This is a genomic window from Pseudoalteromonas sp. Z9A5 (assembly GCF_011378875.1).
Taxonomy (GTDB): Bacteria; Pseudomonadota; Gammaproteobacteria; order Enterobacterales; family Alteromonadaceae; genus Pseudoalteromonas.
In genome coordinates, this window is sequence record NZ_WTLC01000047.1 from 1 (window position 1) to 12,350 (window position 12,350).

Genomic DNA, 12,350 nt, shown 5'->3' on the forward strand with positions numbered 1-12,350 from the left:
TATCTCAAGTAACTCAAGAAGTGTTGGTAACGCTGTTATTTCATTCGACTTTTTATCAACAGGACATTGCGCTAAAACGACACCATTTTCGCATGAAAACGCACTGACCATATAAAGTGCATCGCGCCTATCTGACTGATTAAATGAGCCTTTTAAGCATTTACCATCAATAGCTACGACATCGCCCTGGGTTAACTTAGTGCATGCTTTCATCCAAGAAGAAAAAGAATCTTGAAATTGCGTCATATCGATACGGCTTAGTACGCGGGCAATTGTGTCATGACGAGGAATACCTTGCTCTAGGGGAACATATTTCCTGAGCCAATCTAATCTATCATGACCAAAATCTTCAATATCTTCCCAGCCTTGGCATCCAGACACAACAGCGCTGACGGCTAAGAATATGATATCAAATAGTTTATGAACCACTTTGCCTTGTTGTCGAGGGTCATCGATTGTTTCGAAATATTTAAATAACTGAATATTAGGCATGGGTATACTCCTTAAAAAAGAAGTATAAGATCATATTTTTAAGTCAAGGTAAAGTTCGTGATCTTGCCCTGGTACGTAATATAGAATGCTGGTTAGGAATGTCAATACTTTGATTTAAGCTTAATAAAAAACTGATAGAGTACTTTCTATTATTTTTAACCTTTTAAATAATATTCCTTATTCCTTATTCCTTATTCCTTATTCCTTATTCCTTATTCCTTATTCCTTATTCCTTATTCCTTATTCCTTATTCCTTTTTTATTCTTAAAAAATATATACCAATTAATTTACCCTTTTCTCTTTTTAAACATTGTATCGTCTAATGAAATAATAGGTATCGTATTTTACTATGTAACAAAACCTACAACAAGTATAGTAACTAAGACATCATCCTACATTTATAATAAATATTCAAACTGCAATTATGCAGTTTTTTTATGCCTTAAATTTAATATTTACGGTAATAATTGTTTATTTTTATGGTGAAATAATAATGCACAATTAACTACTAGTTAATCTGTATGTAAAAAGTGAAATTTTATAGCCCATTTTTACAGAGCCGTAAGATTGAGTGCCTAGCTTGCTTTATGGGTACGTTATGAACCCATTTAGTTTTACGGTATTATGAAAAGGCATAGTCATTTATTAAGTGACTACTTACTACTGTATAAAATAGAAGTACAAATGTATTTTTAACTGAGAGTACGTGATTTGCGTACTATTAATTTTTATTAATCAAAGGAATGTCATGAGGAATGTTTATTCTCCGGGCCAAATCATAGCTGCCACTTTTATAGGTGGTCCTTTGGCCGCCGCCTATTTTTTAAAGAAGTCATTTGAATCAATTAATAAAAATGATTTAGCAAAAAAAACGTTTTATGGATACTTAATACTTAGCGCAATTATCATCGTAATTTTACCTTTTCTGCCAGATGAAACGCCTAATATGTTAATTCCAATCGCTTACTTAATCCCTATGATTGTAATACTTAAAGAACACTACCTTACTAAAACACAAATATCAGACTCAGAAGAATATGCGTTTGAATCAAACTGGAAAGTATTTGGGGTATCTTTAGCGGCGAGTGTATTATTCGTGGGGATATCTGTTGGAGTTACATGGGTCACAATGCCAGAAGAGGATGTTGCTCAATATTTTGTAGAAGACGTTAACAGTATGAACTTTGAGCTTAACCCTTATTATTATTCAAGCCTTGAAGCAAAAAAAGATTTAAATGATTCTGATGTAATTCTAACTATTACTTTGGCTAGCACAGCCGTTGATGAGTTTAAAGATGCTGACGAAGATGAACTTAGAATAATGGCAATGGACTTTATAACAGATAATTACTTGCTTTATCTCGCTGAAAACAATGTGCGTGTAACTGTTGATTTTCAAAATTTAGCACATGAAACTGTTAAAAAACTCACATTATGACTTTCTAATTTAGATATTAATTATTAACGGTCGTTGCTGTGGTTAATTAAATTTGACCACAGTTTTAAGCGTTATGTATTTAATTTTTGACTCATCGGGCGTTAAACTAGCCTGTTAATGGTGGTTTAGCGTTGCTCTGACATTTACGTTTTACCACCTTCAATTCTGCTCACTGCTTTTTAAGTAAGGACTACTAAATAATATGTTGACTGTGCATACTCATATACAAAAAAATATTGATTCGATCCGAGATCTTAGTTTTGGTGCTACTCAAAAAGGCATGCCTGACAAAAAAAATAAAGCGACAGTAAAAAATATTCATGCGCAATGGAAAAAATTAATCCAAGAGCAGCAAGCCATTATTAAAAGGCAATATGATCGAGGGCTTATTAATTGGCCAGAATGTCGTAGTTTAATGGATGCTGATTTTAGCGTTGAAGATGAAATATACAGCGCAATGATAAATTGGCTTTCAACCATAGATTTATCAGACTCAGTTGAGGTTGAGTACCTTGCTACGTTTATTGAAATTGTGTGTAGCTCAGACTATTCGCCAAATGGTTTAGTAATATTAAAGTATCATCAAACAATATTAGCTAAAATAGAAGAGCTCATTGAGCATCAACGAGTTCATCAGCAAAATACAAAAATTAACGTGGTTGTTTCGGGTTTAATAACACTCTATTTTTATCATTCGGTGAACAGTTATGCTTCTGGCTTTGTTGAGCAGTATGAGCTCGATAAAGTTGATATTGCTTTATTACTTCCTGCTTTTTATCGAGTATTTCCAAATCAACATAGCAACTTGATAATGAGTATTTTTGAAGAGTATCACCCCGATATTATAAACGAGTTTACTCAGCTATTGCAGTTGAGTATTGTTAGGCACGCTAAAAATAGCAGCTACGGCAGGATGCACTCAGAACTATTAAGTATGTTTGCAAAGCCTGCAGATGTGCTTTATAAAAATGCACCTCTGATCTTTAAAAACTTGATTAATAGCTTTGATTTTTCTGATATTGAGATAGATTATTTAATTGAGAATTTAATGCTAAGCCCGCTTGGAATTGAGGGTAAAAAAACACAACAAGCGCGTATTCAAGAACACTTAAAAAAGCTTGAAATTAAAGGTGCAAAACAAAGTATAATTAACGATTATCAACAAAAATTAGATAATATAGATACCGTTAGCCAAGATAAATACAACAAAAATATTAAAACGGCTCTGCGTAGAATTACCGTTTCAGCCCCTACTCGAAAAAGCGTGGATATATTACTTAAAGCCACTACCGATGAAGCTAAAGTAACACACTTAAAATCGTTAATTGTAGAAGCTGATGCTTTAAAAAATACGCCTAAATTGTTTAATATTAATAATAAACCCACCGTTTTATTTCGTGATTTTAATTTTAAGTTACTCGTTATTGAAGAGCTGATGTATCGACAAGAGATCCTCTTACCAAAGTTTGATTTAGATTTATTTGCCAAAGAGTATGTAAAACGCGAAATTGATCGAGAAGAAGATGGATATGAGTGTATTCCTGAAGTTAAAAAGTACTTTAAAAACGTAGAAATCCCGATGACTTTACTCGAAAAAGTAACGCAGCTTTATCAAGACAGTGGTTTAAATGGTGGAGCTGTATTTTTAGAGCACATGCATCCATTTTGGGATCCTGGTATGGGAGATGAAGTACCCAAAGTAACGAACAAAGCAATTGATGATTTAGCTTTAATACCTAATCTTACTAAAATAATCGGTTTAGAAAATAGCGAGCCGACTAAAAAATTATTAAGTGCCTTAGCTGAGCGAAATATTGTGTTGGAAGAGGAGTAATTTAGATTACTCCTTCAAACTTTTAGATTAAAAGCGGACTATTATTATTTGAATTCAAGTATTAATTTTCTCTGCTTTTAATTTAATTAACTGTAGCTAAAGCTTTTAGTCAAATGACCGATAAATTACTTAATAGGGTTTAGCTATTAAGGATAATCATGGTCAACAGTACATTTGCCAACCAAGCCAATTTAAGCGCTTTATTTGCCCAGTCAGTTAATAACGCTAACCAAACGTCAGTGACTCCTGTGTTGCATACCAGTAGCGACCTTCAAGCTATTAATGATTTACAAACTAATGCGCCAAAAATATCCGAAAAACAACTAAGCCAGCTAAATAACGAAACTATTGATGAAGTACTAGCCAGCAATCAAAAAGTAGGGGACGTGTTACAACAGCAACTTACCTCGCTATTTACTATTTCAAGCACGCCTAGCACGCTTAACTATAAACTTTCCGATGAAGAACTCGCCTTACGCACCGTAATAAGCTCTCAGCATGAGGGGTTATTAAAAAACGAAAACAGCACCCAATTAATTGAGCGATTAAATACATCCGTTAAAAATATTCAGGGTGCTTATGCTAATACCAGCGATATTTTATCGAGCTTGGGGCAACTTGGGTATGAGCAAAAAACATTTTTAGCATCAAGCCAGCAACGTGTTGAGCGCACGCTTAATCCTTATATGGAAAGTGCTAATCGTAGCAAGTATGAGGATGACGATAATTATTTATTTGAGCTCTCGGTAAAAACCAAAGAGGGTGATGTAGTAAATATCACTTTTAATTCATCGCAAGGTTACGATGAAAACACGGGCGAAGCCGTTGATAGCTTTAGTTTAAGTTACGATGTGAAAGGCGATTTATCTGAGGCTGAACATGCGGCTTTAACGCAGGTTATGGCGGGTGTTGGCGAAATGGCCGATGAGTTTTTTAAAGTGAGTGAAAACTCATTTAATCCTATTCTGGTGCCAAACCAAACAGACATGAGTTTAGACTTTTTAACAGGCTTTAATAGTGAACAGCTGGCCGGTTTTAATGTATCGTTTTCGACAACGCAAAATAAAGATTTTGATTCGAAAGAGAACAATCTTGATTTAAGTTACTCCATTGATGAAGCATTAAACCAACAAGCACTTGTGTTTAAAGCCGCAGGTGGGCAAAACGACATTGATTTTGCACTCGATATGTCAACCATTGGCGCTAAAGACACACAGCAAATGCAGCAATATTTAGCGTCGCTCGATCAAAGCTTAGAAGATAGCCGTGTAAACAGTACCGAGGACGATAAAGAGTCGGCATTTGGGCGAAAAGGCGACGAGGCAATGCAGCAGGGTTTTGCATTGTTTAAAGGCGCGTTTGCAAGTATGTCGTCGGCGGCTGAGCGTTATAGCAATTTGGAGTCACTTGCAGAACAGCACTTTAATGACGGGCGCGCCATGGTTGCCGATTTGGTTGATAACATGATCACAAACGATACCCGTTATCAAGGGCTAGGCAATAAAGCCCCAAATACATTGGGTGCTGGTATTTCTAAGCTCGCTGATTTTGATGCTACCTTTTCGTATGCGCTGGATAACGGCGACTATCAGCCTAAAAATACAATTGAGCTAAGCCAAGCGACTGATCAAACCCAATTAGGCGAGCTTAGTGGTGTAACACAAAGTAAAAATGTAAGTAGCCACTTTGATTATCAATACAGTCGGCCTGATTATTACAACAAAGAAGAGAGTTATAACGTAGGGACTGCGGTTAAAAATAAAGAGCTTGTGGGGCTTGATCAGTCTCACGAGGTTGATGTTGATACAAAAATGTATGCGTTTAACCCGCAAACAAACCAATACGAGCTGCAAATGGCGATGCAAGAGCAAACCGTTAGTAAAAGCGACATTCGTTTAATTGACGATATTTGGCTCGAAGAAAACGAAAACAGCTACAACATGAATAAAAAAGAGCGTGTTGAGAGCGATGAAAAGCAAGACGAATTTAAAACAACAAGCAGCCACTCTCACAATAAGTTAGTTACCTTAATTGGTGATTTAGATAAGCTTGCCGAGAATAAAGATGTAAGACGCGAGTATTTAACTAACTTATCGCAAGTTAACTTTTTTATGGATAAAAAGTAACGGTCTTGAGTTGTTCACTCCACACTCAATATTGGGTATAGTCGTCAAATGCCTAATTTAATACTTAATTAAATGCCTAATTAAAGAGTACCTTATGTTTAAACAATTAATTTTATTGTGTGCTTTAAGCATGCCGCTTGTAGGTTGTGCAGCCGATGCGCCGTTTTCGGGCGGAATTACCGCCGATGTACTGCTAAGCGACTACGACAAGTTTAGCGAAGAATACAAAGCATTTACGCCAACAGCACAAGACATTGCGTTAATGCAAAAGCTAGAAGGCAAAGAGCTAATTGTATTATTTGGTACATGGTGCCACGACAGCGAGCGCGAAGTACCGCGTTTAGTTAAGCTGCTTGATGAATCTAAAGTACAACTTGCCGATATTAAATTTGTTGCCGTAGGTTACAACAAGCAAGACGATGCAGGCATTGCACAAGCTAACGACTTGCAATACACACCTACCTTTATTGTTAAACAAAATGGCAAAGAGTTAATTCGCGTAATTGAAAAGCCAACGGGTACATTGGCGCAAGATTTAACTCAGGGTTTGTAAATTTACTTGCTCATACCTGACCTTAGCGTTTTAGCTAATTGATTTATTTCAACGGACGGGCAGTTATGAGCGATTAGCTATCATTTATAAAGCTTTAAATTTATCTTAATAAACATAGCGTTATAAACATAGCGTTATAAATATAGTTATTACGATTTTTCCGATAATATTATTAACCGCCTTTTTTAGGGGGAATAATCCTCTCAAATAGTGTTCAACAAGCTGTTGTTGCCTTAATCTGGAGTAATTTCCGTGTACCGAGTTGGTTTTGACCATATTAAATCCCCAACGGTCGATGTTGTAAAACACAACTATGGCGAATTTGTGCAAGTGTGGGACGCGCCTTTTAAAACACTCGGTAGGAGGCTACTTCTAACTTATATTCGATGCGAGGATAACGTTTCAAATATTTCCACTTATGAATACCCTAAAATTGGTGCTTTTTCAATTATCGTAAAAAGTAGTACGCAGATTAAAAAACAGTACAGAAATAGTAATCAAAAAAGTCGTGTAGAAATGACTCTTCAAAATGGGAATATTTTAATAAGTGATGAATTAGAAAACCTAGCAGTTGAGACCGTATTTACAGTTGATTTTAATTTTGAAAAGTTGTCGCCCAAAGGAAGAAAGCTTGGGGACCGCGCTGTAATGAACCGACAAGCTGAAAACAAAAGGTATTTTGTTTCCACTTACCAAAAGGTGGATGATGAGCCAAGATTGGCGATGGTAAAAGAGTATTTAGGCAAAAATGTTGTCAATACGGTTTTATATGATTTTGCAACAGACAACTAAAAAGAGCGAGCCAAAAGGGTCATAGCTTGGCTTCATACATTACAATTTCTGACCGCCTAGTTCCCTAAGAGCTGTGAGTTGAACCATTAGATGCAACACACTGGTTAAAGTTAAATTAGCCTTGTTTTGTTGAGCTGGCTTTTAATTTTTCCGATAATATTGCTCACCGCTGTTTTGGTGCAAAGTAACAAGCCATGATTTTCGATTATTTTAATTAGCTGCTTATAAAGGTAATTATGGTGGAATGATTATAGGATGTAATATACGCCATTTTGGGTGTTAAAAATCACTAAAATGGAGGCAGTTAGGATGACTCCTCATTCTAACTGTTAAATAAATCGCTCATTAAAACAGGGCGATAAGTGCAGTTTGTAAATAATGAATCCCGCAAAAAGCTGAGCTATGCAGATAAAGTGAAAATAGATAGCTCAATAGGCATAATAACTTTTATTAAAGGGTGGTAAATGACTCTGCTTTATTGAACCCGCTTTCCTTTAAATAAAATACAGAACATTATAATGGATAAAGGCGTGAATAAATTAACCTTACGCGGTGAAGCGAAAGTGAATGCCTTCATTGCATTATACGGCAATTGTATTGCCTTGTTCATAATATAGAAAAGCTGCAAAATACGATACATTAAGAATGGTAAGCCCTTTTAACCTAAAATAAAGCTAATCAAGTACCCGTAATCCCGTCCAAAAAGCTAATTAAAATAATGCCAAACACTTTTTATATTCTGCGTAAAAATACAGTAAACGATTGAACCAAAATAGGAACTTAGCTATGGTTTGTTTATCAATTAAAACAAATAAAAAAATGAGTTAATCTACAAGCTGGTTACAAGCAAGGAGAGTGTATGGATATAAAAGACGTAGTTTTGATACTGAGAGATAAAAATGAGCCTGTTCCCAAACCTCTTCGCCTACCTACTGAGCAAGAAGTTAACTTAGCTGAGAACGATTTATCTTTTAAGTTTCCTGAGCAGTATAGGTACTTCGTTTTGAATGCTAGCAATGTAGTATTTGGAGTCCGTGAACCAGGTTTAGTTCTCCCAGATATGCCGCCGTACCTAAACTTAAGAATAATTGCTGTCGATGGATGGGAGGCAGGTGTCCCTAAAGATTTTCTTGCGTTCTGTACAGATAACGGGAATTACTTTACGGTTAGTGATGGTGGTGACATCGGTTATTTTGATCATGACGATGGCTGCCATTCTATCTTGGGTGGTGAATTTAAAGATTGGATAATTGAAGATTGGTTAGAATTAGAGAATCACTCATAACGAGCGAATCAAGTATATCGTAGGCTCGTTGGGGCACCAAAAATTACGCTGCGGTTAGTTTGGGGCTTCGCTCAAGTTTAACCAACCGCGCTATTATTTGAATACAAGTCAATTTCACCATATAGTTCCATACTAAGTTCCTCGAGGTACGGTTTATGTTTTGGTCAACACAACTGTATCGAAAAACTCGAGGAACTTTCCATATGATTATCAAATTTTGAATTCATTTTATCGCAATTTATCAATGTTCGTTATTTGCACATAGATGACTTACAGCTCAGATCTAAATTTACTTATATAAACATTATTCACTAAATAGGCTTTTTTCGAATGCTTGCGCAGCATGTGAAGAGGGTCTGTCTTTGTAGTGTAATTGGTATAATGGTCTTGATAACTCGACGTTATTTGGCTGCTTTAGCCGTGTTAATTTACCCAATTGGACTAAATCGTCTGTTACCACATTAGGTAGTAACGCAACGCCCATTCCTTGTGCTACTACCCTTGCTATTGCCTCGTTACTTCCTAGTTGCATACTGTTTTTTGCTGCAATGCCATGTTGTTGTAATAACTTGAGCGATACCTTTAAAGTCCCAGAGCCCGGTTCGCGCAGTAGCCAAAATTGATTGTTTAACCATGCTTTTAAGTTTGTAGCGGGTGTTAAATTACTCGGTATAACCACACTCATTAAATCGTGCTTCCAGTGTTTGCTTACTATATTTGGTTCGGTTGGTGTGCCTTCAACCAGTGCTAAATCGATGGTGCATTCAAGTAAGGCATGCTCAATTTGTGCGGTATTAGCAACTTGCACTTCAACTTTTATATGTGGGTACTGCGCACAAAACTTAGCTAAATAAGGTGGTAGCCAATAGCTGGCAATAGTTGTACTAGTGCCTATAACGAGCGTGCCGCGCTTAAGCCCTGTACGCGATTTAATATCTTCAATGGCTGCTTTTTCAATGGCAAAAATACTACGAGCATGTTCAAAAAGTGCTTGTCCGCCTTCACTTAATGTGAGTTTTTTACCCTTAGATGCGCGCTCAATAAGTTGTATATTTAGCTGATACTCAAGCTCTTTTAAAGCTTTAGATACAGCCGGTTGGCTTATAAAAAGCGCCTCAGCTGCTGCTGAAAAACTACCCAATTTAGCAACCGTATGAAACACCCGTAGTGCATGCAAGTTCATTGTATAATCCTAAATTGCATAACCTAAAGTTATTAAATCATGATTTTAATGTATTGGAGTTATATTTTGACCTTTCTTAAAATGAAGTCAACTAATTACGATGACTTTATTAAGGAATGATTATGCTTAGTGCAATTAAAAATACACGACAGCCTTTTGGTATAAATACTAAGCAATACACCGATTCGCGTTGGTGGTTGGGTATGTTATTGGTTATTGTTTTAGCGGGTGTTTCTGTAGTGCTTAGTAAGCTTGAAGTAATGCAAGGCGCGCAGTTTAGCTCTTTAACTATTGGTATTGTGCTTGGCATTATTGTGGGTAACAGTGTTTTTTCGCGCATAGCGACTCATACCGATGTAGGAGTTGATTACGCTAAAAGTATTTTGCTTAAAGCGGGCGTTGTATTGTTTGGTTTTAGAATAACCTTTACGCAAGTCGCGGGAGTAGGTTGGCAAGGGCTGTTAACCGACATTGTTATGCTTGTTGGTACGTTTATGCTGGCAATTCAACTTGGTAAGCGTGTATTTAAGTTAGATGAGCAAACAACTATATTAATTGGTGCGGGCAGCTCTATTTGTGGCGCCGCAGCGGTAATGGCAACCGAGTCTGTAATAAAAGCGCAGGCACATAAAGTATCAGTAGCGGTAGCAACGGTGGTAGTGTTTGGTACGCTAAGTATGTTTGCCTACCCATTTATGTTTGAGTACATGGGACTAAGCGAGCACGCGTACGGTATTTTTGTAGGCTCAACCATTCACGAAGTAGCGCAGGTAGTAGCTGCCGGTACAGCGGTAAGCGCTAATGCTGCCGACACCGCAGTTATTGAGAAAATGCTAAGAGTGATGATGCTTGCGCCATTTTTAGTGGTTTTATCATTTTGGCAAAATAAAAAAGCGAGTAAACAAAGCACACTAAATCAAGGGGCTCACAAAGGCGGCGTAACCATTCCTTGGTTTGCTGTATTGTTTATTGTGGCAAGTGGTATTTACTCGCTTGCTATTATTCCTAAAACGACCACCGACGTAATAGTACAGTTCGACAATATACTGCTTACAATTGCCATGGTGGCTCTAGGATTACGCACCCATATTGGAGCAATTCGCCAAGCGGGTATTAAACCATTGTTACTGGCGCTGTGTTTATTTATGTTTTTAACCTTGGGTGGCTTTGCTATTAATATAGGTATTGCTGAGCTGTTTTAAACGTTATTTGGTAAAAGTTGATTGGCGGCTTAAATTGGCCAATCAACTTCGTTTAAGTTATCGAGTTGTGTACTTGTGTTTTTATTACCTTGCCACTTATTAGTGTAAATACCGTGCGGATCAAACTGCGCGGTTTGTTTTTCAATATTAAAATGCCTACCGCCACGCGGATCTACGCCAACGCCAGCAATATATTGCCAGTTGCCCCAATTAGCTGCCACATCGTAATCAATTAGTTGTTGTTCAAAATAAGCCGCGCCATAGCGCCAATCAAGGCTAAGTTCGTTAACTAAGCAGCTTGCTGCAACTTGCCTTGCTCGGTTTGATATATAACCAGTAGCATTAAGCTCATGCATAATAGCATTGACTAAAGGATAGGGCGTTGAGCCATTACACCATGCAGCAAAGCGATTTGGCATAAACGTAGTAAGGGGTTTTGTTTGCTTTTGACCTTTAAAACTAAACAGGCTTTTACCTGCCTTAAGTGCATGCCATTTAAAATATTCTCGCCATAGCAATTCAAATTTAATCCAGTAGGTAGACTCGTTTGTTATTCGGCTATGTTCGTACGCCTCGACTGCTTTATAAACTTGCCGTGCACTTATACAGCCAAAAGCAAGCCAGGTACTAAATTTTGTGGTGTTATTAAAGCCATCAAGCTCGTTTCGAGTTGTTTTATACGTGCTTGGCAGTGAGCCCGAAAAGTACTGCGTTAAATGTGTTTGCGCACTTTTAAATCCGCCATGCATTACTGCGTTGTTACAATTAGTATGCTCATTAAGATCAATTGGGTTTGCAGCACATAATGTTATAGGCTGAGGAAGTGAACCTTTAGGCAGAGTTGAGGTTGTTATAGGTATGTTTATCGCTTCTACCTTTTTTTAAAATGGGGTAAAGCTTTTAGGCAGCTCGGTTAAATCAAAAGGGAGGTCGCTTTGTTGAAATAAAGTATCTTGTTGAGTTGTTTTAAATATGACGTGTGGGCAATGTGCTTTTAGTCGCGCGAGTTGGCGCTGCTCATAGGTTCCAACATGTTCACTGCACACCACTTTGTCAATGTATTGCTCAGCTATGCGCTGCTTTAAAACACTAACAGGTTCACCCTCTAGTACGTGCAGTGTTTGCCCGCGTTCAATAAGCGCTTGTTGCAGCTCAAATAAGCTTTGCATTAAAAACTGTTGTTTATGTACGCCATATGGCTTTTGTTGGTAGTTATTATTTTTAAACCAATGCGGATTTATTACAAATACAATATCGAGCGCACATTGCCCAGTAGCAAGTTCGCTTAAAATAGGGTTGTCGTCTATTCGTAAATCGTTTTGTAGCCAATATAAAATACGTTTGCTCATAGGTTTGCTCAGGTTTTAAAACTCTAAAGTGGTACGAAGTAAAAGCGGGTGGGGATTAATGGTTAGGTATTTTAATTAGCTCGGCAGTTTACTTAA

9 protein-coding genes and 1 pseudogene are annotated in these 12,350 nt (G+C 37.1%); 7 read left to right on the forward strand and 3 right to left on the reverse strand.

The window, feature by feature from the left end:
* Positions 1–492: ISAs1 family transposase (locus GQR56_RS18490; protein WP_166114241.1), on the reverse strand; the 492-nt coding region annotated here is incomplete at its 3' end.
* Positions 493–1,240: 748 nt separating this feature from the next.
* Between GQR56_RS18490 and GQR56_RS18495 the strand changes: the two genes are divergently transcribed.
* The 6 genes from GQR56_RS18495 to GQR56_RS18520 all read left to right on the forward strand — a co-directional run bounded on the left by GQR56_RS18495 (position 1,241) and on the right by GQR56_RS18520 (position 8,520).
* Positions 1,241–1,930: a hypothetical protein gene (locus tag GQR56_RS18495; RefSeq protein ID WP_166114244.1), complete on the forward strand. Its 690-nt coding sequence runs from the start codon at positions 1,241–1,243 to the stop codon at positions 1,928–1,930.
* Between the two features lie 202 nt (positions 1,931–2,132).
* The gene (locus tag GQR56_RS18500) at positions 2,133–3,764 is read left to right on the forward strand and encodes a hypothetical protein (RefSeq protein ID WP_166114247.1); all 1,632 of its coding nucleotides are present in this window, start codon (positions 2,133–2,135) and stop codon (positions 3,762–3,764) included.
* A 158-nt stretch (positions 3,765–3,922) separates the two neighbouring features.
* Positions 3,923–5,890 carry a hypothetical protein gene (locus GQR56_RS18505; protein ID WP_166114250.1) on the forward strand — a complete coding sequence of 656 codons (1,968 nt, stop codon included), beginning with the start codon at positions 3,923–3,925 and terminating at the stop codon, positions 5,888–5,890.
* 94 nt (positions 5,891–5,984) lie between these two features.
* Positions 5,985–6,443 carry a thioredoxin family protein gene (locus GQR56_RS18510; protein ID WP_166114253.1) on the forward strand — a complete coding sequence of 153 codons (459 nt, stop codon included), beginning with the start codon at positions 5,985–5,987 and terminating at the stop codon, positions 6,441–6,443.
* A 252-nt stretch (positions 6,444–6,695) separates the two neighbouring features.
* Complete coding sequence (locus GQR56_RS18515; protein ID WP_166114256.1) at positions 6,696–7,235, forward strand: hypothetical protein; 540 nt, start codon at positions 6,696–6,698, stop codon at positions 7,233–7,235.
* Positions 7,236–8,094: 859 nt separating this feature from the next.
* On the forward strand, positions 8,095–8,520 hold the full coding sequence (locus GQR56_RS18520) for an SMI1/KNR4 family protein (RefSeq protein ID WP_269435954.1): 426 nt from the start codon (positions 8,095–8,097) through the stop codon (positions 8,518–8,520).
* Positions 8,521–8,824: 304 nt separating this feature from the next.
* Here GQR56_RS18520 and GQR56_RS18525 read toward each other — a convergent pair whose 3' ends face one another.
* Positions 8,825–9,703, reverse strand: coding sequence for a LysR substrate-binding domain-containing protein (locus GQR56_RS18525; RefSeq protein WP_166114262.1), 879 nt, complete (start codon positions 9,701–9,703; stop codon positions 8,825–8,827).
* A 122-nt stretch (positions 9,704–9,825) separates the two neighbouring features.
* Here GQR56_RS18525 and GQR56_RS18530 point away from each other — a divergent pair, with 122 nt between their 5' ends.
* The gene (locus GQR56_RS18530; protein ID WP_166114265.1) at positions 9,826–10,905 is read left to right on the forward strand and encodes a YeiH family protein; all 1,080 of its coding nucleotides are present in this window, start codon (positions 9,826–9,828) and stop codon (positions 10,903–10,905) included.
* Between the two features lie 29 nt (positions 10,906–10,934).
* Here GQR56_RS18530 and GQR56_RS21725 read toward each other — a convergent pair.
* A pseudogene (locus GQR56_RS21725) lies at positions 10,935–12,254 on the reverse strand (DASH family cryptochrome).
* Between the last annotated feature and the right edge of the window lie 96 nt (positions 12,255–12,350).

Bases quoted from the DNA above. Each gene is read 5' to 3' on its own strand.
- GQR56_RS18530 (WP_166114265.1), top strand. From the start codon at position 9,826: ATGCTTAGTGCAATTAAAAATACACGACAGCCTTTTGGTATAAATACT.
- GQR56_RS18500 (WP_166114247.1), top strand. From the start codon at position 2,133: ATGTTGACTGTGCATACTCATATACAAAAAAATATTGATTCGATCCGA.
- GQR56_RS18510 (WP_166114253.1), top strand. From the start codon at position 5,985: ATGTTTAAACAATTAATTTTATTGTGTGCTTTAAGCATGCCGCTTGTA.
- GQR56_RS18495 (WP_166114244.1), top strand. From the start codon at position 1,241: ATGAGGAATGTTTATTCTCCGGGCCAAATCATAGCTGCCACTTTTATA.
- GQR56_RS18505 (WP_166114250.1), top strand. From the start codon at position 3,923: ATGGTCAACAGTACATTTGCCAACCAAGCCAATTTAAGCGCTTTATTT.
- GQR56_RS18520 (WP_269435954.1), top strand. From the start codon at position 8,095: ATGGATATAAAAGACGTAGTTTTGATACTGAGAGATAAAAATGAGCCT.
- GQR56_RS18525 (WP_166114262.1), bottom strand. From the start codon at position 9,703: ATGAACTTGCATGCACTACGGGTGTTTCATACGGTTGCTAAATTGGGT.